The following is a 21771-nucleotide window of genomic DNA, read 5'->3' on the forward strand; positions in this document are numbered from 1 at the left end:
TGGACGAGAGAACTATCAGCAATATTGTTGACAGCTCAATGCTCAAGCCGTCAGGCCTTTCCCATTCGGGCGGTGGGTAGCGGCGGACCTGGTGTTCGTCCAGTGCGGCCAAGCCCTTGCCAGCTTGGAAGAACTCCTCCACCCGTCATCTCGATCCAGCGACTCGCACCAGCTCGGCAGCGGTGCGGGTGTGGGTGAGTAGCAGCGGTAGTAGGCGAGTTCGCCGGTGCAGCGGTCGCGGCGGATCAGCAACTGGCGACTGCCGGGCCGGGGGCCGGTCAGGTCGATGACAGCCCAGTCGTAGAAGCGGTGCCCCTGGGCTCCGGCCCCGGCGGACAGCTTCTGCCAGCCCCGCTTGGGCACCTTCTTCGCCAGGGTGTCCGCGCGGAACTTCCCCCCGCCTGTGGTGACTTCGTGTGAGCAGGCCACCGCGAGGACGTAGCCGGTGCCGCGTTCCTCCAGCGCGGTTCGCAGCTTCGGGTTACCGCCAGAAACCTCGTCGCCCGCGACCCACGACGCGTGGTGTCCGGCGTCCAGGAACCGGGCGATCATGCGTGCGGCCGGCTCCGGCTTGGTAGCGAAGGAGGTCTCCTCGGCAAGCCCCGCGGCGCGGCAGCGGCAGGGGTCGGAGGTCCAAGAGCGTGGAACGTATAGTTCCTGGTCCACCGTGGCGTGCCCGCGCCGGCTCGCGTAGACCAGGTAGACGGCGACCTGGGCGTTCTCGATCCTGCCGGCGGTGCCGGTGTACTGGCGCTGGACGCCGACGGTGCCCTTCTTGACGTCGCCGGTCTCGTCGACCACCAGTAACGCCTGGTCGGCGTGCAGGTGTTCCACCATGTAGCCACGCACGTCGTCGCGAACCTGGTCGGCGTCCCGCTTGGCCCGCCCCAGCAGGTGCTGCATGCCGTCCGGGGTGGCCTCCCCGGCCCGCTCGGCGATGGTCCAGCAGTTCTTTCGCGGCAGATCCGACAGCAGACCGAGTACCAACCGCCGGACCCACCGCCGGGGTTCGACCCGGGTGAACCGGCCTGCGATCCGGCCCATCAAACCCTCGAACGCCTCCTGCCAGCGGGCAGGATCTACGCTGTAACCTGCGGCCACCGCATGACCTTCAGTCTTCACACACCGATGATCAACGGTGGCCGCACCCGTCTCCACAGCGCGTCAGGGTCGTGCGGCGACCGTCTGCCGTCCTGTGTCAGGAGGACATGTGCAACGTGGCGAAGTCTGGTGGGCCGAGTTCGACGAGCGGCGGCTGGTCGTACTGCTGTCGGGAGACGACGCGTCCGGGATCCGGGTGATGCAGATCGTCGCACCGGCGGGCGTCGACATCAGCGGCCTGGGCGTCGAAGTGGCAGTAGGCGCCATGGAAGGACTGCCCTTTGAAGGCGTGCTGCGGTTCGCGTTCCCGCGTCCGGGCTTTACCCCCTGCACATGGCTGACCACCGTGTCCCGGGACGACCTGATCGAGCGGGCGGGCGCCCTGTCCTCCGCGAAGCTCAAGGAGATTGAGGACGCCCTCCGCCTCGGTGGACAGGCGAAGGAGTGGACCCCGGCGACGACCGCGAAGCTGAGCGAGATAAGGGACGCCCTCCGTCTCGGTGGATTCGAGTAGGCGGAGAAGGAACGGTGGTTCCTGATGGCGTGGCCGGTCTCATCCAGATGATCGACACTGACCAGCCGTCTCCTCGGCCCTCCTCACCATCGAGATCACGAACTACTGCTGGAGTACTAGTACTCCAGCAGTAGTTCGTGGCTTGACCTGCGGAAACGTCGAGCGGTGGGAGTGTAGCGGGCAGGATGCCGTCACGGACGGCTTCTGCCCGCACACCCCTCGAAGGAGTGCCCACGACGGCAAGGTCGCCCCGTGCCCTGGGAAGCCTCGGGTCGTGATCACCGAACAGGCAGCCGAGAGTCCGCCGGCTCCTGGCAACTGGCCCCGCGCACCGGCCCCGCCCGCCACATCGCGTACATGCGCTGAGATGGTCGCGATGGCGGCGAAGGCGTCAGGCCGTGGCCCGGCACTGTCACTACCGACGACGATGTCATGCGTTGGAGGGGCGGTCCGGAAAGACCGCCCCTGACATGCCAACGGCCAACTACACTCCCGACGATGCCTCTGACCAGGCCAGATAGCGAACCGCTGCTGGAGTACTAGTTCGAGGAGCATTTCGACTCATCGATAGCCTGCATCACCATGATGCGCGCTTGGTTCCTGCCGATGCTGCTTGTGCTCAGCGGCTCAGCCATCGAGCGGCGACAAGCTGACTGCCATACCCGGAGTCCTCGGGCTCACCGACCCTACGAATGACCGGCGTGGGCCCGCGCTAGAAACGTAGGACAAACTCAGTTCTGTCTCTTCGGCAGGCTCATTCATCGGTTTCGTCAGCGGCTCCTGGGATAAGATCACGCAGGCTGTTGGTCGTCGCGGAAGCGGTGATACTGAAGAGGGAGCCATGTGGCGAACGCTGGCCGGTGTGGTGTCCGGTCTGCTCGTGCTGTTCGTCGGTAGTCTCGCCTTCAACGCGGCGTCCGGGCAAAGTCATTGGCCAGGACCGCTCGATCTTGTGCGGGTCCACCCGTGGCTGGTGCTCCTCCTCCTGATACCTGTGTCGCTGATCGGGCTGTGGCAGGCGCCGCGCCGCGACCGCGGGCAGAACCCGCCCGCGCCCATGACGTACCAACTGCCGCCGCGCAACACTGACTTCGCTGCCCGCGACGCCACGCTGCGGGAACTGCGGCAGCGCCTCACCTCGGCGAGCGGTGTCGCGATGCTGGTCGTGCGTGGGATGGGCGGTGTCGGCAAGACCCAACTCGCGGTCGAATACGCCTACCGACATCTCGAGAAGTACCGGTTTATCGCGTTCGTGCATGCCGGGGACGCCGATCGGGTGGCGTCGCAGTTCGTGTCTCTGGCCAGGGAGCTGGGGCTGGCGGAAGCAAGCTTCGACCAGGTCATCCCGCGGGTGTACGGCAAGTTGGCGGACCGCAGGCCCTGGCTGATCATCTTCGACAACGGGGAGGAACAGAACACTCTCACGCACGCGCTGCCGTCGGGTGGCCTGGCGACCAACGGCCATGTCATCGTCACCACCAGGGTGAGGAACTGGTCGAGCAGTGCTGGTGTGATCGGCCTGGACGTGTTCACCAGGCAGGAGTCGGTGAGCCTGCTGATGCGTCGGGTGCCCGGCATGACCGCGGCGGTAGCGGACCGGATCGCCGAGGAACTGGGGGACTTGCCGCTGGCGTTGGAGCAGGCAGCCGGGTACATGGAGTACAACCAGACGGCGCCCGATGACTACGTGAGGCTGCTGACGTCCCGGCTGGAGGAGATGATATCGCTGGGCGCGCCGGGCGACCGGTCGGCGGTGATGGTCGGGGCCCTGTGGCAGCTCAGTGTGCGAAGGCTGGAGGCGGAGCGGCCGCAGGCAGTGCGGATGCTGAGGCTGTGTGCCCTACTGGCGCCGGAACCGATCCCGCTGGACCTGTTCACCCGTAGTCCCGAGATCCTGAACGTGGGCGCCGCCGATCCGCTGGTGTGGGACACGACGGTCGGTGCCCTGGCCGGTCTGGGACTCGCGCGGCGCGGGAATGCGTCCCTGGTGGTGCACCGGTTGGTGCAGGCCGCCGTCCGGGCCGACATGCCGGAGGAGGCGCATGCCGACGCCCGGGTCCAGCTGTGCCGGGCGCTGGTCGCGGCCGTGCCGCACGACGTCCACGGTGACCCGGACGCGCGGCCGCGCTGGCAGGAGTTACTCTCGCACGTCCTGGCGGTGACCAAGGACGATCCACCGGCCGAGTGCGCTGCGGAGACGGCGGTGCTGCTCAGGCTGGCGTCGGAATTCCTCATCCAGATCGGGGACTACCAGATGGCTCTGCCTCTGTGTGAGCGTGCCCTCGCGATCGACGAGTCGATCGAGGGCCGGGATGCGGAGACCGGCTTCGATCTGATCACTCTGGCGCAGATCCACCGGGAGCTCCACGAGCCGGAGAGGGCCCGCCCACTCGTGGAACGCGCGCTGCGGCTGCACGAGTCCTGCCTGCCGGCGAACGATCCCGCCATCGCAACGGACCTGGCCACGCTCGCGCGTACGCTGTGCCTCCTCGGTGAACACCGTGCGGCGCTGCCACTGGCCGAGCGGGCGCTGCAGATCGACGAGGCGGCACTCGGGCCGAACGACCCGTACGTGAGCTTCGACCTGATTGCACTGGCGAATGTCCATGTCGACCTCGGCGACCACGAGGCAGCCCTGCCGCTGATCTCGCGGGCACTGCAGATCCGCGAGGCCGTCTATGCGCCGGACCACCTGTACATCGGCTACGTCCTCATCCTCCAGGCCCAGGTCCTGCACGCGATGAACAACCCGACCGCCGTGGATTTCGCGCGCCGGGGTGCACAGATCCTGCAGGCCCGGCTGGGCCGGACCCACCCCAAAACCGAGGATGCCTTCGCTCTGGTCGACCGGCTGCGTTGACTGACGTGACGAGTGACACCGAGGACGGCAAGGCAGCTGTGCAGCGTCCCCGAAGGTGGCCGAGTTCCTCGGCGGGGTCGGCTTATGGTGGCCCGGGCTCAGGCCGGGGGGCGGCCTCCTGCAGCAGCTGACCAGACGGGTGCTGGAGTCCGCGCTGGAGGGCGAGCTCACTGATCACCGGGCTCGTGCCCCAGGTGATCAGTGAGCTCGCCGTATTTGCGAAGTACACCGCAGTCGGCTCGATGCGCTCACCCGAAGGATCGAGTAGCCGGTACGGCTCCCACGGATCTCCGGTCTCTACTAACCGACCGATCTCAGGCAACACGAGAGTTGCCAAATCTCGCCATGGTCGCCTCCGCCGACCGCGGCATCACGGCACTCCTGGCAGACCTCACCGACAGCCGCACCTGATCCCGAGCACCGCTCGGCTCCCCGGCTCCGTAGCCGTAGCGGGGCTGCGCGCACAGCGCGTACAGGGTGCCTCTGCCGGATTCGGTGCCGGTTCCCGCAGTCCTGGCTGCGGGAACCGGCATGCCGCGTTCATGCGGCAGAAAGCCGTTTCACGTCGGCGTCCAACGCCACTTCGTTCGCCCGGGACCGGTTTGCGCCGGTGACGGAGCAGGTCAGAGAAGCGACACGCACACCGCCTACTTATGCTTCCAGACGATCCAGCCAGGCGTCCTGGCCATCCGCCAAAGGGAAGGCCAGGGGTAGCGGCTCAAAGCGGCAGTGGAACGTCATGCCGTTGTCGCGTCCCGCGCCCGTCACGTGGTGGTCCCACGCATCCGGAACAACTGCGTCGCCGTCCACCTCTAGTTCGAAGAAGGTGGTGTGGCGGGGGAAGTGGCGGATCGGGTGCGGGGTGTGCTCCTCCGCGAGGGGGCGCAGCACCCGAACGCATGTCAGCCCGCATTCCTCCGTGACTTCCCGCAACACTGCCTCTTCCAGTGGCTCCTGCGGAGCCACACCCCCCGCCGGGACGTGCGTGCCGGGCGGCAGGTCCGCGTCGTGGTCGAACACGAGCAACTCCACCGGCCGTCCCGCGCGCCGGCGCAGGACGTAGGCAGCCACCCGGATACGCAACGTCAACTCCCGCATTCCCGGAGCGTAGGGGCTACACCACCTCGATCACGAGAGATCTCCGAAGATCGAAGAGACAGACTGGCCCTGGTCAGCCGGCCCAACTGAACCCAAGTACTTGACGGGGAACGTCAAGTCCGCGGCCGCCCACTGGCTCCGCAACCGGGCCCCTCAGGCCGACTTCGAGTTCGCCCAGCCCGAAGGAGCGCCGATCGGCTCGGTCGTGGACATCCAGTTCCAGCACCATGGGCTGCGCGTGCACCTGGACCAGGCGGTGGAGCCCACGTGGGATGAGGACGGCCTCGAGCCGGTGCTCGGGATGTCGGTGCCGGTGGACCGGGATACCTTGATCGACCGCTGGTACGTCCATGGCATCCGGCTGAACAGCGAGGGCACCACCCGCAAGGTCCGGATCGGCACGGAGGCCTTCGCACGGGAAACCGAGTGGTTCACGCTGGACGACTGCGAGATGACGGAGCAGGGCCTGTCGACGCCGGCCGTCGAGCGGATCGTCCGCGCCCGCACCACACGCCCTCCGTCGCGGTGGCCAACGGGCAAGGCCAGGAAGTCTCCGGACACCGAGGCACGCGCCCGGGTCGCCCTGCGCCGTCTGGCCGATGCCCTGAAGGTGGCGTCCGTGGTCGTGGTCAACGTGATCGCGCCCAGCCCGACGGACACGCCGATGCTGTCCGACCCCGGCCGCGCCCGCACGCCCCCGGCACACCCGCCACTCGGTCGGTTCGTCTCTCCCGACGAGGTCGCCGGCCTGACCTCGTTCCTCCTCGGCCCGGACGGCGGAGCGATCACCGGACAGCAACTCGTCCAGTGCGCCGGGGCCTCACTCTGACATCGCCGACGGAGCCGATGCTGACCGGATGTCGTCTGCCGCCAAGGCGGCACTGAACTGCAAGACGTCCGAAGGACTTGTGAGAGAGAGTCCTGTCAGCTTCTCGATACGCCGAAGCCGCTGGGAAATCGTGTTCTTGTGAACAAAGAGCTTCTGAGCGGACACGTCGGCGCGGCAATCATGGGCCAAGTAGGTTCGCAGGGTGAGGATCAGGTCCGTCGAGCGCTCGAGATCGCTCTGGCGCAGTGCACCCAGCACGCGATCACTGAAGCTCGGCGACGGCCCTCTGGTCCTCCAGCTGGAGCAACAGGCCCACCACCCCAGGTCCTCGATGGTGCGACCCAGCGGAGCCTGGGAGCCGCCTAGTTCAAGCGCGCCGCGTGCCATCCGGAACGCCCTGGCCAGGTCTTCCGAACCGCCGGCCGGGGCCACAACCGCGTGAACGTGAGAGCCGATCGCGCCCTGCGTGAGGGTCGCGGCTATGTCCTGTGCCCCTTCACCGATCGGCCAGAGAGCGACCCAGTAGTCGCCGAGCCGACCGCAGACAAGGCGGGGTCGTCGGCTCGAAATGGATCGCATCCGGCGCCCGAGCGGCGAGTTGTCGACTTTCGCGGCACTGACGTCGCTTTGATCCTTCATCACGACTACCTGAACCTCATCGACCAGCAGGTTCGCTCGCGTCGAGCACCTTCTTCTCTCCGGAACTGGCCGAGGGCATCGCCGTCACGTGCGCCGCGAACTCGGACTCCGTCCGACACTGGCCGACCTGTCCTCCACCGAGCCGGCCGCGCAAGCTCGGCCGGATCGCCGACGAGCAGGTGCCGGCCGTCCTGCGGGGTCTTGCGCCTGGATCTACTCCGCCTGGCTCTTCGGCATGCCCAGCCTGGACCTCGCCGAAGCGCGCACCGCTGGCATGAGCTCTCCGGTGACGGGTTGGCGGGGGCGGTCTTCCCAGCGAAAACGCTTCGCCCCAGGCCCATGTCCCGGCCGACCGGGTGTGTCCAGTGCCTGGGGCGAAACTGCCGGATGTCTCACCGCGTGGCGGTGCCGGCTGCGGTCCTGGTCAGGAGCGCCGGGTGCGGCGGGTGCCGTAGAGGGCGGCCGCCCCGAGGGCGATCACCGCGGCCGCGCCGCCGGCTATCAGGCCGACCGGTGCGCTGGAACCGGTCTCGGCCAGCGGCGGGGTGCTGTCGCTGGGCGAGGGCGCCGGGGAGGTGGGGGGCGTCGACTCCAGCGGAGGGACGTCCGGGGTGGTGGGCGGAGTGGAGGAGCTGGGGGGCGGGGTCGTGGGCGTGGCGGGTGGAGTCGTCTGGTCCGCGGGCGGCTGGCTGGCGGGCGGGCTGCTCGGGCTGTCCGGTGTGGACGGGGAGGCCGGGGGAGTGGGGGAGTTCGGCTGCTCGGGGGTGCACGACTTGTCGCCACCGTTCCACGCCGCGATCAGGTGGTAGGGCGTGACGACGTTGTCGGGCTGGTAGGGCGCGGGACCATGGCCCTCGCCCGACCCGCCGTCGTAGATGACGTCGTCGCCGTACAGGTCGATCTGCCCGTAGCAGTCCGGCGTCTTCACCGTGAGCTTCTGCCAGGTCCGCTTGGCGTCGTCGGCGCCGGGGAGGTCCTCGGCGCCGAGATAGACCGTGGCGTGGTCGGTGAGGGTCTGGAGACCGGAGGTGTACCAGTTGGGGCCCTCGGTGGTGTATTCGGCCAGTGAGACCGGGTACTTGCAGCCGTCGCCGACCGTCTGTCCCGGAGCCAGCCGCACCTCGACGGTGCCAGGGGCGGTGGACCACTGGTGGAAGCCGCCCTGTGAGGTCCAGTCGGCATCGACCGGCTTTCCGGCGGCGTCGACGAGGCGGTACTGAACCGTGGCCGTCTGGCAGCCGCCCGCGGGTGTGGCACTGGCGGCAGCGGCCCCGAACAGGGGAGTGGCAGTGGCGATGAAGGCGGTTGCGGCAACAGCGGCCGACGTTCTGGAACGTGAAAGGCGCGTCAAGATATGTCCTGGCGGATTCGTGAGTGTGGGAGGTGGCAGGACGCGAGCAGCCGCCGTAGGCGGAGAATGGGAATGCACCCGCGCCTGGGCCACTCGCGTCACTTCGCTCACTTGAGTGACAGCGAGCGAGCCGCATTCTTGTCGCTCTTCACAACTCCCGTCAATCTTTCACGAGTTCGGCACACGGCGGCGTCCTGGCTTGCGAGTTCTGCCCTGATATCCGCATACGGCCACGACAGGGTGCGGGCACGTTCAGGAAGCGTCCGACGTGAGTGGCGGGGGCCAACCGATGTCGCCCTCGCTCATGCTGCGGGCGAAGTCTTCGGCCACGGCGATGAACTCGGCGTGCCGTACGGCACGTTCGGTCCGGAAGTCGTACCCGGCGCGTTCGTCGTCCGAGCCGCCGGTGTCGGCGTCGTCCTCGTCGTCGTCGAGTTGCTCCATGTCGAGGTGGGTGAGGAACGCGGCCAGTTCGGGCCGGGTGGTGGGGGTCGACGCGAGCTCCAGCCGGCTGGGGGAGGGGAATCCGCTGGAGTACCGCGCGCCGTGGTACTCGTCGACGATGCCGAGGAAGACGGCGTCGAGGCTGGGGAACGCCGCACGGTCGAGCAACAGCGCGGCCGACTGTGTCGGCTTTCCGCGCGCGTGGGCGTTCCGGAGTCCTGTTCCAGGTCGAGTTCGAGCAGGCGCTGGGCTGCCCCGGAGGAGGCCGGTGCGGTCACCCGTCGTCCGTCAGGACGTTGTCGCGCAGGTTCGGTTCCCGCAGTTGAGGCAGGGCGGCCCACGCGGCGAGCGCTCTCGCGCCGCGTGGGCCGATGGTGTGGTAGGCCAGGGAAACGCTGTGGAGACATGGGGCCGAGACGGTGGTTGCGAGGGCCTCGACGTCCTCGTCGCCGAGCCCGCAGTCGGCGGCGTCGACCGTGCGCAGGGTGCGCCAGACGGGGGCGTCGTCCAGGTCTGCCAGCTGCCGACCGGACTGCACGCCAGGTCGAGGCCGCCCAGCCTGTGCAGCCGTTCGGACGTCATCAACGCGGTCAGCCCGTTCACGGTGAGTCCGGTGGCCGCCATGTTCAGACAGGTCAGCGTGCCGGCGTTGGGGGACGAAGCCCAGGCCGCGGCGCCCGCGTCACCGACCGGTTGGACCTCCGGCCGCCCGTAGTACGGCGAGCCGCTTTCCCGTCTGCTCAGGTCGAGGTGCTCCAGTACGGGCATCCGCACGTCGGCGGCCAGCTGCTGGGCCCCCTTCGCGCCGAGGTGATTACGGCTCACATCGAGGTGGCGCAGGCGTGGAAAGGCGCCGGCGGCTGCGAAGGCCGCGGCCGTGATGTCGGTGGCGACGAGATCGGCGAGCTTCAGCTTCTCGATGCGGCCGCGGTCGAGGCTTTCGAGTACGGCCGAGATGGCCGCGTCGCCGACGGGCAGCAGTTCGAGGGCCAGCTCGGTCAGCTGTCGCAGTACACCGCTGCCGATCATGGCGTCGATGCCGCGGGCACCGAGCCCCTCCCGGCCGAGTCCCATCGACGTGCCCCGCACCGTGAGACTGCGCAGGCTCGCCAGATCGGCGCACGCGAAGAACGCCTCGCACGCCTCGTCGTCCTGATCGATGACGTTGCCGAAGTACGGCTTCCACAGCGGCTGGCGTCCGTTCTTCCCGCAACCGAACCCGATCGACAGCCGTTCCAGCCGGGCGAGTTCCGCACAGTCTGCGAGATTCCTCGCCTCACCGAGGTCGCACACGAGCACGTCGGCGGAGCGCAGGTCAGGAACCAGCCCCGAGCGCATCAAGTGGACCAGGTCGGGTGCCCGCAGCCCCGCGTGCCGCAGCCGCCACGCCTGCCCAACGGGCGGTCGGAACGGCGGCTTCTTGAAATGCCACATGTCCTCGCGAACGCTCACCAGGTCCAGCGACTCGAGCCGCGCGAGAGCGGCGCGGCCGGCGAGTCTCGTGAGCAACACGCCGTCCATGTCGGTGAGACCGCCGACCTGGATCGACCGCAGCTCCTCCGAGTGCTCCATGGTTCCAGGGACCGTACAAACCCCCAAGCCGACTTCGTGTGACCGGCCTCCAGAGCAGCGAGCCAGGACCACGGTGCTCCCGCATCCGGTCGGGCCACGAAGCCAGCCGCTCGTGGCATTGGGAGACGAGGCCCGCAGGACTGCCCGCACGGACGAGAGCGGCGCACAGGGCACGGAACGCGAGCTTGCTCGGCGGTCCGTCCGGTATTCGCTCGATCTCCGCGTCGTGGTCGATCACAGTCGTAACGTATTACAGCATCACGAGAGAGGGTGAACGGGTGAGGATCGTCGTGACAGGTGCGTCCGGGTTCCTCGGACGACTGCTGGTCGGCGCTTTGTTGCGGGCAGAGGCCTTCGGCGGTGAACCGATCAGCCGTCTGGTGCTGGTGGACCGCGTGGCCTGGCCCGACGACTCGCAGGGTGCCGGGACGCCGGTGCAGGCGGTGCGAGGGGAACTGCTCGACCACCTGGACACGGTCTTCGCCGAGCCGGTGGACGTGCTGTTCCATCTCGCCGCCGCGGTATCGGCCGAGTGCGAGGCCGACTTCGATCTCGGGATGCGTGCCAACGTCGACGCCACCCGCGCGCTGCTGGAGGCGGCGCGGGCGCAGTCCCGGGAGGGCGGGCCGGTGGTGCGGATGCTGTTCGCCAGCAGTATCGCCGTCTACGGCTCCCACCCGGCCCTGCCTCTGCCACCGGCGGTCAGCGAGACGACGGTGCCGGTACCGCGGTCGAGTTACGGCACCCAGAAGCTGATGTGCGAACACCTGATCGCGGACTGCACCCGCCGCGGCTTCGTCGACGGGCGTGTCGTGCGGCTCATGACGGTGGCGGTACGTCCGGGCAGGCCCAACGCGGCCGCCTCCGGCTTCCTGTCCGGTATCGTCCGCGAGCCGCTCGCGGGCGTGCCCGCCGTCTGCCCGGTGGATCCCGGCCTGAAAGTGGCCCTGTCCTCCCCACGGCGCACCGTTGCGGGGATCCTCCGCGTCGCCGAGGCGGAACGCGGCAGCGGGCCGGGCCGCCTGGACGGCCCGCTGCCGGTCAATCTGCCCGCCCTGACCGTCTCGGTCGCCGACATGCTCGCGACCCTGCGACAGGTGGCCGGTGACACCGTCGCCGACCGGGTCACGGTCGCCCCCGACCCGGCGGTCGAAGCGATCGTCGGCTCATGGCCGGCCGTCTTCGCCGACCAACGCGCCGCCGCACTGGGCCTCGGCCCCGACCCGAGCTTCCTGTCGGTGCTCCAGGACTACCTCACCGATCACCCTGACGCGGTCGCCACCCCGTTGGACTGAGCTGCGGCAGACGGTGCCAGGATCTCGACGTACCCGTCGGTTCCGTGCACGCGGATCCGCTGTCCGTCCCGGATCCGGCGGGTGGCCTGCTCCACGCCCACGACGGCCGGCAAGCCGTACTCCCGGGCGATCACCGCGCCATGGGTCATCAGACCGCCCACCTCCGTCACCAGGCCCGCGATGCCGACGAACAGCGGCGACCAGCTGGGATCCGTGAACGTCGTGACCAGGATGTCGCCCTCTTCGAGATCGGCCTCCGCGATGTCGAGGATGACGCGGGCCCTTCCCTCGACCGTCCCGGTGGAGACAGGCAGGCCGACCAGTGCGCCGGCCGGCACGTCGTCGCGCCGGTACGCCCCGGTGAGAGCCTCGCCGTCCGAGGTGAGAACACGGGGAGGTGTGAGCGCCTGGTACGAGCGGAACGCGTCCTTGCGTTGCTGGACGAGCTGGTCATCCAGCTGCTTCGAGCGCACGACGTCGTGGAACTCCTGGAAGGTGAGGTAGAAGACGTCCTCCTTGTCGGCCAGCACTCCCGCCTGAACGAGGCGCTCGGCCTCCGCCAACAGGGCCTGCTTGTAGACGAAGTAGCGGCTGATGATGCCGTACTTCGGGTACTCCCGGTATCCGATGAAGGTGCGGACCCGCTCGATCATGCCCTTGGTCTCGTCGGCCTTCCGTTCCCCGTCCGGCAGGGTCCGCAGGCGTGACAGCACGTCCTGTTCCTTCTGCTGCGCCTTCTGGCGCCCCTGCTCGAAACGCCGCTGGGCCGCGCCCTGTTCGAAGTTCCTGACGTTGTCGAGGATCACGGGAACGAGGGTGCTGGGGCGCTCGCGCCAACGTGGCCTCGTGATGTCGATCTCGCCGACGCAGCGCATGCCGTACCGGTCGAGGTAGGCCTCGATGGCATCGCGCGCTTCGGTCCCGCCCGGCAGCTTCGCCGGCTCGTCGAGGAAGCCGTCGTCCTCGACGCCCTCCAGGAACCCGACCACCTCCGGATGCGGGCGGATCGCGTCCGCGACGTCGAGCAGCGCGAGTCCCATCTCGGACGTGATGTTGCCGGGGGCGGACAGCGTCAGCGTGTCAGCCGCGTTCTTCTCGCCGAGCCACTCCTCCAGCTTCTCGTTGAGCCACCACGTGGCCTCCATTCCCGCCATGATCACCTGAAGGTTCAGCGGATCACCGAGGACGCGTTTGTGCTCCTCGAAGGCCTCCAGCAGGAAGTCGAACAGCGCCGGGCCGGTCTTGGTCCGGACGTCACGCCGGAGGGCGGCGACGGACTCCTGGCTGCGCTCGATCAGTCCGGTGACTACGGCCGGATCGGTCGCGATCGAGGCAGGCGGGACGGCGGCCGACGGCGCGCCGGGAGACGCGTCCGGAAGCGACGGGACGAAGTCCTCGCGGTCGAGGACGGTCTCCAGCGCGTCCCGGACCAACGGGTCGCCCTTCCCCATGAGGTCCAGCAGGCCGGCGCGGCTCGCGGGCGAGGCCAGACGCCGGGTGACGTCGACGAACAGCCTCCCGCCGGCCTCGTGCATCGGCACCATGGCCGTCAGCCGCCACATGGAGAGCCCCAGGGGCTTCATCGCGTCGGTCATCATCTGCTGATGTCCGACGGAGACATAGACGTGGTGCTCCTGGTCGCCGCTCTCGGGGACGGGGAACAGCGTGGTGATCGGCCGGCTCTGCACGATGTGGAAACCGTCGTCGGCCAGGCACCATTCGATGTCCTGCGGGCGGCCGAAGTGCGTTTCGATCCGCCGCCCGAGCTGCACGAGCCGGACCGCCTGCGCATCCGTCAGCGCCGGCTGCTCCTGCCGCTGCGAGTCGATCCCCACTTCCTGAGTGCCGCCGGACGGCAGGGCGTGAACGGCACGCTGTTTGGCGGAGATCGTCCTGGCCGCGACTTCCCCGTGCCGCACCTTGAAGACGTCCGGGTTCACCAGACCGGAGACCAGGGCCTCGCCGAGGCCGAAACCGGCGTCCACGGTGGCGACCGTCCGGTCGCCCGTGACCGGGTCGGCCGTGAACAGGATGCCGGCCGCGTGCGGGAAGACCATCTGCTGCACGACCACGGCCATGTGGACCGTACGGTGGTCGATGCCGTTGCGTCGGCGGTAGACCACGGCCCGTTCGGTGAACAGTGAGGCCCAGCACCGGCTGATGTGCTGCAGGATCGCCGTCGCTCCCACGACGTTCAGGTACGTGTCCTGCTGGCCGGCGAAGGAGGCCGTCGGCAGGTCCTCCGCCGTGGCGCTGGATCGCACGGCGTAGGCGGCCCGCTCGCCGGACCGGGCGAGCGCTTGAGTGATCGCCGCCGCGAGATCGCCCGGGATGGCGATCTCTTCGATGGTCCGGCGGATCTCCGCGCTCAGTGTGCGGATCGCCTCCTGGTCGTCCGCGTTCACCCGCGACAGCTGATCCAGCCGATCGTCGATCGACGGCGTCTGCGCCACGACTCGCCGGAAGGCGTCCGTCGTCACGCAAAAGCCCGCCGGTACGCGGATGCCCTCGATCCGGGACAGGGCGCCCAGGTGCGCGCCCTTGCCGCCGACTACGGCGATCTGACTCTCGTCAATCTCCTGAAGATCCAGCACGTACCGCTCGCTCCTCGCGGTACCGTCCCCGTTTGCGTTCCCCGTCGACGAGTTGGTCGACAACAAGTCGTTTCCCCATTTCCGCAGGTTGTGGCCTCGGCCGACGATTGTGCGCGGTGACCCGGGTCTTGCCGCAAGCCCCCCTGCGCGCTATAACTTGAGAGCGGCAAGGAGAGTTCTCTCCTTGCCTTTGCCATTTCCCGTGGCCGAGCACCCTGATGTGATCGCCGCCAGTGGCGCCCGGGTTTGGTTGAGGAGCGACCATGTGCTTGCTCGACGACTCATCGGGTACCGCGTTTGAATGAGGGCGGTATCTGCATGGCCAGGCGATTACTGAAAGCGATGCGTGGGTGACTCGTCTCAGTGGCTCGGGGGACGGCCGGTCGAGCGGACCGGGTGTTGACCCACTCTCCGTCGCGCTGGAGATCGCCGATGCCGTGGACGGTCTCACGAACGTGTGGTCGGTGGCGGCCCAGGGGGCGAGTCTGAGGCTGTCGCCGCACCAACTGAGAGCTCTTCGGGTGCTCGAGTCGGAACCGGGGCTCAATCTCACCACGCTGGCGGAGAGCATGGACATAGGGCCGCCGACTGCCAGTCGGTTGTGCGATCGGCTGGAGGCGGCCGGCCTGCTGGAGCGGCTGCTGCATCCGCACCGGCGACGTGAGGTGCAGCTCGTTCTCACGGGCCGCGGCCGGCAGATCCTCAGCGAAGTCGCCGCGCGCAGATCCGAGGCCCTTGCCGTGGTGCTCGCGGCGATGGAACCGGGCGAGCGGGCGGCGCTGGGCGGCGGCCTGCGGGCTTTTCTGACCGCACAGGGCGATACCGGCAGGGACATCGACGGCCCCGAACGCTGAGCGGACGGTCAGCCCCGGCGGTCGGTCCGGTCGTCGCGGCCCGCGGCGGTGACCTCGTGTCCGTTAAAGGGCCACGGTGTGGCACAGCAACAGACAGACGTCGTCGTCCCGTTCGGAGTCGCGCAGGAGAGGCTTGAGCAGGGCGTCGGCGGCGGCGTCCAGGTCCTGTTCCAACTCCGGTGTGTTCAGCGCCGCGAGGGCGTGGCTCAGACGCCCGATGCCGGGGTCGATACCCTGCCCCCGGCGTTCGACCAGGCCGTCGGTGTACAGGACCAGGGAGGAACCGGCGGGCAGGTCGGCCCGCTGATCCGTGTACACGTAGTGCAGCGGGATGCCGAGCATCACGCCGGGTTTGGCGTCCAGGACCCGTACGGTGCCGTCGGCGGCGCGCACGACGGCGGGCGGATGGCCGGCCGACGCCCAGACCACTTCCGGTTCGCCCGGCCGGAAGCGGGCGATCAGGGCGGTGGCGTACAGGTCCGGCTGCAGGTGGCCGAGCATGCGGTGCAGGCGCGTGAGGATCTCGCCGGGGGTGGCGTTCTCGACGGCGTAGGCGCGCAGGGCCGTGCGCAACTGCCCCATGACGACAGCGGCGTGCAGTCCGTGGCCGGTGACATCCCCTATGACGGCCAGCAGGCTGCCGTCGGGCTGGAGGAAGGCGTCGTACCAGTCGCCGCCGATGTTCATGCCCCACGTGGCGGGCAGGTAGCGCGCGGCGAGCAGCAGGCCGGGCGGCGTGGGCAACTCGGTGAGCTGGGCGCGCTGCAGGGCTTCGGCGGTGTTGCGGGACTGCTGGTAACGGTGGGCGTGGTCCAGGGCGACGCCGACGCGACGGGCGAGTTCGACCAGCATGACGGAGGTGTCCTCGTCGAAGCGGGGGCCGGGGGCGGTGAGGGTGAGGACGCCCAGCAGGCGTTGTGCGACGAGCGGGATGGCCAGCAGCGGCCGCTGGGGGGACAGGGCCGAGGGCGGGAGGTCGTCGACGCCGGGCAGGGCACCGGGATGGGCCGCGGCGTGCTGGGGACGGCCCGTGCGGGCGGCGGCGACGGCGGCCGCCGAGTGCTCCCGGACGTGGGGTGCGCGGTCGTCCTCGTGGTCCGCGTACTCCTCCTCGTCGAAGAGCCAGACGTCCAGATGCTCCGCGTAGTCCGGCACCAGTATGTCCGAGAGGCGGTGCAGGATGGCCGTATGGCTGAGCGACGACGTGATGGCGGCGCTGGCGTCACCGAGAAAGGTCAGCAGGCGCCGGGCCCGTTCCGCCTCGGCGCGCGCGGTCCGCTCGGCTTCCAGCAGGTCGCGCTGCGCGCGTGCCGCGGCCTCCAGGTCGGCATGGAGCGCCAGAACGCCCTGGTTGGTCTGGTGGAGCTCCTCCCGGTGCAGCCGGACCAGGCTTTCCTGCTCGTCGAGGAGGTTCAGCACCGCCGCGGTGTTCTCGTCGGCGCGCAGCAGGGCCTCCGGCAGCGAGGTGGCGACGCTCGCACCGTCCTGGGCGGGCTGGTGAGGCAGAGAGCAGGTCAGTGAGGGCGCTTCGTCCAGTGGGCCAGGCCCGCAATGGCCCACCGGGCTCAGCGAAGCCTCGAGTCGACCGGTCTGCCCGGCGGACTGCTGGACGTGGAGCAGGAGTTCCCACTCTCCGCCCCGGCCGAGGCAGCGGCGCAGCCGCGCCGTCAGCGCGGTCAGGAGGCGGGCTCGTTCCAGCGTCGGTGCCCCGGCGTCCGTGGCGATGCGGTCGACGGCGGCGCGGGCCCGGGCGGCGTCGGCGACGGACGCGATGTTCCAGACGTCAGGGGATACGGTCATGCGGGTCCGTCCGGGGAGCAGGAGTCAGTACGGCCACACTGGCGTCGTCGCGCAAGGGGCGGGCAGCGCTGCCGGCGTCCCTGAGGACGACCGCGGCCACCACCGCCGGGTCGTGCACGACGAGTCGGGGGTCGTTGGGAGGCGCCCAGCGGCTGGGGAGTCCGTCGCTGTGCAGGACGAGCAGACTGTCCGGCGCCCAGTCGGTCGCGGTCAGGGGCACGGTGGCGGGGAAGTGGGCGCCGACGATGCCCGGGTGGGAGATGAGGGGCCGCCACGCGCCGTCGGTGCGCAGCCTGGCGCCGATGTTGCCGACACCGGCGAACGAGAGCCGGTCGCTGTCCTCGTCCAGCTGTGCGACGCCGACGGCCGCGCCTCGCGTGGCCCGCAGCGCTGCGTGCAGGTGCCGCAGGATTTCGGCCGGCGGCAGATCGGCGCACCGGCGCAGTTCTTCCACGGCGGCGGTGGACGCCTCGGCCGCCTTCTCCCCGTGGCCGAGCCCGTCCACGAGCATCAGCGTGACGCGTGGCCCGGAGCGCACCCGGCTGAAGGCGTCTCCGGAGTGCTCGGCATGGGCGAGGGAGGTGGTGATCCCTCCGGCCCGGGTGCCCGTACGCGAGAGGATCTCCCGGGGTTGAGGGCCGCCGGGCGCCCGGGCCGGGGCGATGCGTGCCACCGCGACGGTGCCCCGACCCGGTTGGCTGTGCAGGTCGAACTCGCTGGAGACACGTCGGCAGGTGCCCAGGCCCGCCCCCAGGGAGGAAGGGGCGGTCGTGTGACCGTCCCGCATCGCTGCCGGGACGTTGTCGATGCCCGGTCCGTGATCGAGTGAGGCGATCTGCACGCAGGGCACGTCCTCGGCGCTCGTGTCGGAGGGGGCGGCCAGATTGATGAGGACGTGGCCACCGCCGGCGTGCTTGACGAGGTTGGTGCCCAACTCGGTGGCCACCAGCGCCGCGACCGCCGTGGAATGCGCGTCCAGCCCCGCGTCGGCGCAGGCGGCTTCGGCGGCGACGCGTACGTCCCGGACCCGGGTGCTGTCCTGCACCGGGATGTCCCACACCCTGCTCAAGGCGCACCTGTGCGGGGCGCGGGCAGGCCGGAGACCCAGTCGACGATGGTGACGGTGGTGCCCTGGCCGGGGCGAGTGTCGAGGGTGAACTCCTTGACGAGCCGCTTGGCCCCGCTCAGCCCCATGCCCAGGCCGCCGCCGGTGGTGTAACCGTCGGTCATGGCGAGCTCGACGTCCCGGATGCCGGGGCCCGCGTCGACGAAGGACAGCCGCAGTCCGCGGTGGGCGCCCTCTGCCAGCACCGTCATCTCCATGTGCCCGCCGCCGCCGTGCACGAGGGCGTTGCGGGCCAGTTCGCTGGCGGCCGTCACCAGTTTCGTCTGCTGGACCAGATTGAAGCCGAGGTCGGCAGCGGCCTGGCGCACTTGCTGCCGTACCCAGGCCAGGTCGGCGTCCGAGCCGATGGGCAGACGCGTGGTCGAGGTGATGGGGGCATGCATCATGCACCCTCTTCCAGGTGAGCGGTCGGAGCCGCCGAGGAGGCGCGGCCCAGCAGGGACAGGGCCTTCTCGACGTTCAGGGCGGTGCTCAGGCCGGGCAGGGTGAGACCCAGTTCGACCAGGGTGATGGCCACCGCCGGACGCATGCCGGCCAGTATGGTGCGCGCGGCCAGCAGGCGGGCGCTCGCGGCGATCTCGGCCAGGACGCGGCCGAGGAAGGAGTCGATGATCTCCACCCCGGAGAGGTCGATGACCACACCGGTCACGGGCACCGGACTGGACGCGATGCGCCGGGAGATGTCGTGCTGGAGCTGTTCGGCCGCCCCGTCGTGCAGCTCTCCCTGCAGGGTGACCAGCAGGACGTCTCCCAGCGCGAGTACCGGTACGGGGCCCGGGCCGGGATGCATGGCGGGGAGGCCGGTCACCGCGGGCCCGCCTCCGTCACCGGGCGCGCGGAGACGACGATGCCCTGCTGGGTGAGCGCGTAGGCCAGCGCGTCGGCGAGGCCGGCCCGGGTGATGATCGACCCGAGGTCGATGCCGAGCTGGACGATGGTCTGCGCGATGGCGGGACGGATCCCGGAGACGATGCACTCGGCGCCCATGAGCCGGGCCGCGGCGACCGTCTTCATCAGGTGCTGGGCCACGAGCGAGTCGACGGTGGGGACGCCGGTGATGTCGAGGATGGCGTACGCCGCCCTCTGGTCCACGATGGCTTCCAGCAGGCTCTCCATCACGACCTGGCTGCGGGCGCTGTCCAGGGTGCCGATCAGCGGTACGGCGACGACGCCGTCCCACAGCTTGATGACAGGGGTGGCCACCTCCAGCAGCTGCTGGCGCTGCCGGGCGATGAGCTCCTCGCCCGCGCTCACCGTCGTCTCCATGATCACCAGACGCAGTGTGGAGGTCAGGACCGCCAGCGCCTGCGTGCACGCGGTGACCCGCTCGTCGTCGGCGTCGTCCTGGAACTCGGCACGCAGCAGTGCGGTCACCGGCTCCCGCAGTCCAGCGACCTCGCCGGCGATCTGCACCGGCGTGAACCCGGCCCGGGCCCGGGCCGCGGCCATCCGGCCGAGCTGGTCTCTCACGGTGCCGAATCCCGGAGCCTCGACATCCTCCAGCCGTCCGGAGCGGGACACGTCGGCCAGGGCGTCCAGCACCGCTTTGCACGCCTCGACCGCCTCGTCCCGGGAGACGGTGAAGACCGTACGGAACAGGGCGGCGTCCGCCCAGCGTTGGGCGATCTGTTCACGACGCCGTTCCAGAAAGGCACCCAGCTCCTTCGCCGTTCCGGGGGCCGTGTCGTGGTCCGCCACCTGCATCGTCTCCTTGCCTGCGTGGCCGTAGGGCCCGCCGGGCGGTCAGGCTATGTAGCAATTATTGCCGCATGGCAAACGTTAACGCGAGCGTGTGGGGCGAACAACATGCGGTCGCCGCCACGGGGGCGGTTCGCCTGTCACTCGCACTCGGGCCTGCCACGCCAGTCCAGACAGACAATCAGGGCGTCGTCGTCCGGCATGGCTTCGCCGCGGTGGCCGGTCAGCTCCCGCAGGATGGCGCGCGGCACCTCTGCGGCGGGCAGCAGTCGCGTGGAGTGGATGGCCCGGGCGAGCGCCGCCTCCCCGTACGCCTCTCCCCTGGGGGAGGCCACGGCATGGACGCCGTCGCTGACGAAGACGAGCCGGTCACCGGGCTCGACGTGGAAGTCCTGCGCCATGTAGTCGGTCTCCTCGAACATGCCCAGCGGGAGCTGGGCGTCGAAGTCGACCCGTTCCACGGTCCCGCCGCGCAGACGCAGCAACTGCGGGGAGCCGGCGTCCACGACGCTCGCCCGGCCGGTGGCCAGATCGAAGTCGAACATCAGGACGGACAAGTAGCAGTGCCCTCGGTAGTGGGCGTAGACGGCCTGGTCCGCCAGGGCCGCCTGGTCCGCGAGGGAGAGCCCGGCACGCCGTGCGTTGCGCAGCGCGTTGATGGCCAGGTTCGTCAGCAGGGACGCCTCTATGCCCTCGCCCATGCCGTTGGTGACGTACAGCATCAGGTGGTCGGCGGTGGCGGACCAGTCGAAGTTGTCGCCGAAGATGGCGTAGGCTGGCTCCAGTTGGGCCCCCAGGTCGTACTCGGGGCGGGAGCAGGCGCGGCCGGGCAACAGCTGCCACTGCATCTCGGCGGCCAGCGTCAGCCGGTCCTTGCGCCGAGCCTGGAGATACACGTCGGTGTCGCGCTCGGCCACGACCACCTCGTGCCCCAGTACGTCGGCGATGTCGGCCAGTTCGGACTCCCACCGGTGCGCGGCGTCGCCGTCGGACAGCGTGAGCGACAGCACGCCGAGCCGGTCGCCGCGCACACTGACCGGCAGATGCAGGCGGGTCCGCCCGTTCCGCCCCTCCTCCCGGTACGGCTGCTGGGAACCGAAGGCCCGGCCGGCCGGGCTGTTGTGCACCGACACCGGCTCCAGCGTGTACGGCAGCACCGACACCGGCTGGAGCACGCTCAGGCTGTAGTCGGCCATGAACAGCTCGACGTCCTCCGCGCCGTACTGCTCGATCAGTACGGCGCGGATGGCGTCGAGCAACTCGTGGGGGGCCGCTGTGCGCAGAGCGCGTTCAACGGCCAAGAATCTCTTCATGATGCGAAATACACCTGTCCTTCGCCGGACGACGTACGGGTCCCACTCGCGAGGTCGCCCCCCGGTGGGCCGCTTCGACCATCCCGGTCCCGTGTGGTCAGCGCGCGTGCCTAGTACGCTGACAGCAGCCCAGTGCCTGCGAGAGTGTGATCGTGACTGACTTCCGCCGCCGCTCAGAGCGCGATGAGGTCGCACGCGTGACCACCACAGCCGTCGAGCTGCTGGAGGTCGTGTGGGGCCGGGCCTCGACCGCGCCCACCTCCGCGTCGCAGCTTCGGGTGCTGCACATCCTCGAACACCACGACGGCATCAACCTGCGCACCCTCGCCGAGTCCCTCGCCTCGACCCCGCCGTCCACCAGTCGGCTCTGCGACCGGCTGGTGGCGGCCGGGTTCGTCGAGCGGGTCGTGAGCGAGGAGAACAGGCGTGAGGTGCGGCTGCATCTCAGTGGCCCGGGCCGCGCCTTCCTCGTCGACCTGCGCGCTCGCAGGGAGAGGGAGTTGCAGACCGTGCTGGCCGACATGCCTGCCGCCAAGCGGGGCGCGCTGCTGGAGGGGCTGGAGGCGTTCTGCGTCGCCGCAGCCACGCAGATACACGACGACGCGGCGGATTCCGGCAGCCGGACCGCCTGAACCGACGATCGCGCCGACAGCGTCTTTGTCACCTCTCGACATGGGTGACCA

The 21771-nt window shown here is 69.7% G+C and carries 18 protein-coding genes and 1 pseudogene; 6 read left to right on the top strand and 13 right to left on the bottom strand.

The annotated features are described in order from the left end of the window. Nucleotides 1-55: 55 nt before the first annotated feature. Nucleotides 56-1044 (bottom strand): annotated as a pseudogene (locus AQJ46_RS37700) (IS701 family transposase); the annotation flags it as partial. 166 nt (nt 1045-1210) lie between these two features. On the opposite strand from AQJ46_RS37700, the gene AQJ46_RS37705 reads away from it, so the two are divergent. Together AQJ46_RS37705 and fxsT are read left to right on the top strand one after the other, a co-directional pair. Next, nucleotides 1211-1615 carry a type II toxin-antitoxin system PemK/MazF family toxin gene (locus AQJ46_RS37705; protein WP_059209843.1) on the top strand — a complete coding sequence of 135 codons (405 nt, stop codon included), beginning with the start codon at nt 1211-1213 and terminating at the stop codon, nt 1613-1615. A gap of 841 nt (nt 1616-2456) precedes the next feature. Then, nucleotides 2457-4475: an FxSxx-COOH system tetratricopeptide repeat protein gene (fxsT, locus tag AQJ46_RS37710; RefSeq protein WP_079072586.1), complete on the top strand. Its 2019-nt coding sequence runs from the start codon at nt 2457-2459 to the stop codon at nt 4473-4475. Between the two features lie 651 nt (nt 4476-5126). On the opposite strand, the gene AQJ46_RS37715 is transcribed toward fxsT, so the two are convergent. Next, nucleotides 5127-5573, bottom strand: coding sequence for an NUDIX domain-containing protein (locus AQJ46_RS37715; RefSeq protein WP_059209844.1), 447 nt, complete (start codon nt 5571-5573; stop codon nt 5127-5129). 100 nt (nt 5574-5673) lie between these two features. On the opposite strand from AQJ46_RS37715, the gene AQJ46_RS52905 reads away from it, so the two are divergent. Then, on the top strand, nt 5674-6402 hold the full coding sequence (locus AQJ46_RS52905; protein WP_059209845.1) for an SDR family oxidoreductase: 729 nt from the start codon (nt 5674-5676) through the stop codon (nt 6400-6402). Here the strand turns inward: AQJ46_RS52905 and AQJ46_RS37725 are convergent. The 4 genes from AQJ46_RS37725 to AQJ46_RS56630 form a co-directional block, all read right to left on the bottom strand. Continuing rightward, nucleotides 6394-7041: a PucR family transcriptional regulator gene (locus tag AQJ46_RS37725; RefSeq protein WP_159064102.1), complete on the bottom strand. Its 648-nt coding sequence runs from the start codon at nt 7039-7041 to the stop codon at nt 6394-6396. The genes AQJ46_RS52905 and AQJ46_RS37725 overlap by 9 nt on opposite strands. Before the next feature lie 424 nt (nt 7042-7465). Then, nucleotides 7466-8392 (bottom strand): hypothetical protein, encoded by a 927-nt coding sequence (locus AQJ46_RS37730; RefSeq protein WP_059209847.1) that lies wholly within the window; start codon nt 8390-8392, stop codon nt 7466-7468. Between the two features lie 252 nt (nt 8393-8644). Continuing rightward, nucleotides 8645-9004: a hypothetical protein gene (locus tag AQJ46_RS56625; protein ID WP_208617041.1), complete on the bottom strand. Its 360-nt coding sequence runs from the start codon at nt 9002-9004 to the stop codon at nt 8645-8647. Between the two features lie 120 nt (nt 9005-9124). Next, nucleotides 9125-10408, bottom strand: coding sequence for a leucine-rich repeat domain-containing protein (locus AQJ46_RS56630; RefSeq protein WP_208617042.1), 1284 nt, complete (start codon nt 10406-10408; stop codon nt 9125-9127). A 278-nt stretch (nt 10409-10686) separates the two neighbouring features. Between AQJ46_RS56630 and denD the strand changes: the two genes are divergently transcribed. Continuing rightward, complete coding sequence (gene denD, locus AQJ46_RS37740) at nt 10687-11703, top strand: D-erythronate dehydrogenase (RefSeq protein WP_059209848.1); 1017 nt, start codon at nt 10687-10689, stop codon at nt 11701-11703. On the opposite strand, the gene rph is transcribed toward denD, so the two are convergent. Then, nucleotides 11670-14297 (bottom strand): rifamycin-inactivating phosphotransferase, encoded by a 2628-nt coding sequence (gene rph / locus AQJ46_RS37745; RefSeq protein WP_318656734.1) that lies wholly within the window; start codon nt 14295-14297, stop codon nt 11670-11672. The two genes, denD and rph, sit on opposite strands and share 34 nt — an antisense overlap. 350 nt (nt 14298-14647) lie before the next feature. Between rph and AQJ46_RS37750 the strand changes: the two genes are divergently transcribed. Then, nucleotides 14648-15151 (top strand): MarR family winged helix-turn-helix transcriptional regulator, encoded by a 504-nt coding sequence (locus AQJ46_RS37750; protein ID WP_059209850.1) that lies wholly within the window; start codon nt 14648-14650, stop codon nt 15149-15151. Nucleotides 15152-15214: 63 nt separating this feature from the next. Here AQJ46_RS37750 and AQJ46_RS37755 read toward each other — a convergent pair whose 3' ends face one another. From AQJ46_RS37755 to AQJ46_RS37780, 6 genes are all read right to left on the bottom strand, one after another. Continuing rightward, nucleotides 15215-16951, bottom strand: coding sequence for a PP2C family protein-serine/threonine phosphatase (locus AQJ46_RS37755; protein ID WP_059209851.1), 1737 nt, complete (start codon nt 16949-16951; stop codon nt 15215-15217). Then, nucleotides 16935-18020, bottom strand: a complete 1086-nt coding sequence (locus tag AQJ46_RS37760; protein WP_059209852.1) for a SpoIIE family protein phosphatase — start codon at nt 18018-18020, stop codon at nt 16935-16937. Before AQJ46_RS37760 ends, AQJ46_RS37755 begins: the two co-directional genes overlap by 17 nt. Further along, the gene (locus AQJ46_RS37765) at nt 18017-18460 is read right to left on the bottom strand and encodes an ATP-binding protein (RefSeq protein ID WP_079072602.1); all 444 of its coding nucleotides are present in this window, start codon (nt 18458-18460) and stop codon (nt 18017-18019) included. The genes AQJ46_RS37760 and AQJ46_RS37765 overlap by 4 nt, the downstream gene beginning before the upstream one ends. Beyond that, entirely contained in the window at nt 18460-18867 is a 408-nt protein-coding gene (locus AQJ46_RS37770; protein ID WP_059209957.1) for an STAS domain-containing protein, read from the bottom strand. The genes AQJ46_RS37765 and AQJ46_RS37770 overlap by 1 nt, the downstream gene beginning before the upstream one ends. Before the next feature lie 14 nt (nt 18868-18881). Continuing rightward, nucleotides 18882-19781 carry an STAS domain-containing protein gene (locus tag AQJ46_RS37775; protein WP_059209854.1) on the bottom strand — a complete coding sequence of 300 codons (900 nt, stop codon included), beginning with the start codon at nt 19779-19781 and terminating at the stop codon, nt 18882-18884. 134 nt (nt 19782-19915) lie between these two features. Next, the gene (locus tag AQJ46_RS37780; protein ID WP_059209855.1) at nt 19916-21088 is read right to left on the bottom strand and encodes a PP2C family protein-serine/threonine phosphatase; all 1173 of its coding nucleotides are present in this window, start codon (nt 21086-21088) and stop codon (nt 19916-19918) included. Nucleotides 21089-21285: 197 nt separating this feature from the next. Here AQJ46_RS37780 and AQJ46_RS37785 point away from each other — a divergent pair, with 197 nt between their 5' ends. Further along, entirely contained in the window at nt 21286-21720 is a 435-nt protein-coding gene (locus AQJ46_RS37785) for a MarR family transcriptional regulator (protein ID WP_057614012.1), read from the top strand. Nucleotides 21721-21771: the final 51 nt, after the last annotated feature.

The organism is Streptomyces canus (genome assembly GCF_001514145.1).
Classification (GTDB): Bacteria; Actinomycetota; Actinomycetes; order Streptomycetales; family Streptomycetaceae; genus Streptomyces; species Streptomyces canus.

Excerpts from the sequence above, each read along its gene's own strand:
- fxsT (WP_079072586.1), top strand. The coding sequence starts at position 2,457 with ATGTGGCGAACGCTGGCCGGTGTGGTGTCCGGTCTGCTCGTGCTGTTC.
- AQJ46_RS37715 (WP_059209844.1), bottom strand. The coding sequence starts at position 5,573 with ATGCGGGAGTTGACGTTGCGTATCCGGGTGGCTGCCTACGTCCTGCGC.
- AQJ46_RS37725 (WP_159064102.1), bottom strand. The coding sequence starts at position 7,041 with ATGAAGGATCAAAGCGACGTCAGTGCCGCGAAAGTCGACAACTCGCCG.
- AQJ46_RS56630 (WP_208617042.1), bottom strand. The coding sequence starts at position 10,408 with ATGGAGCACTCGGAGGAGCTGCGGTCGATCCAGGTCGGCGGTCTCACC.
- AQJ46_RS37755 (WP_059209851.1), bottom strand. The coding sequence starts at position 16,951 with ATGACCGTATCCCCTGACGTCTGGAACATCGCGTCCGTCGCCGACGCC.
- AQJ46_RS37765 (WP_079072602.1), bottom strand. The coding sequence starts at position 18,460 with ATGCATGCCCCCATCACCTCGACCACGCGTCTGCCCATCGGCTCGGAC.
- AQJ46_RS37770 (WP_059209957.1), bottom strand. The coding sequence starts at position 18,867 with ATGCATCCCGGCCCGGGCCCCGTACCGGTACTCGCGCTGGGAGACGTC.
- AQJ46_RS37775 (WP_059209854.1), bottom strand. The coding sequence starts at position 19,781 with ATGCAGGTGGCGGACCACGACACGGCCCCCGGAACGGCGAAGGAGCTG.
- AQJ46_RS37780 (WP_059209855.1), bottom strand. The coding sequence starts at position 21,088 with ATGAAGAGATTCTTGGCCGTTGAACGCGCTCTGCGCACAGCGGCCCCC.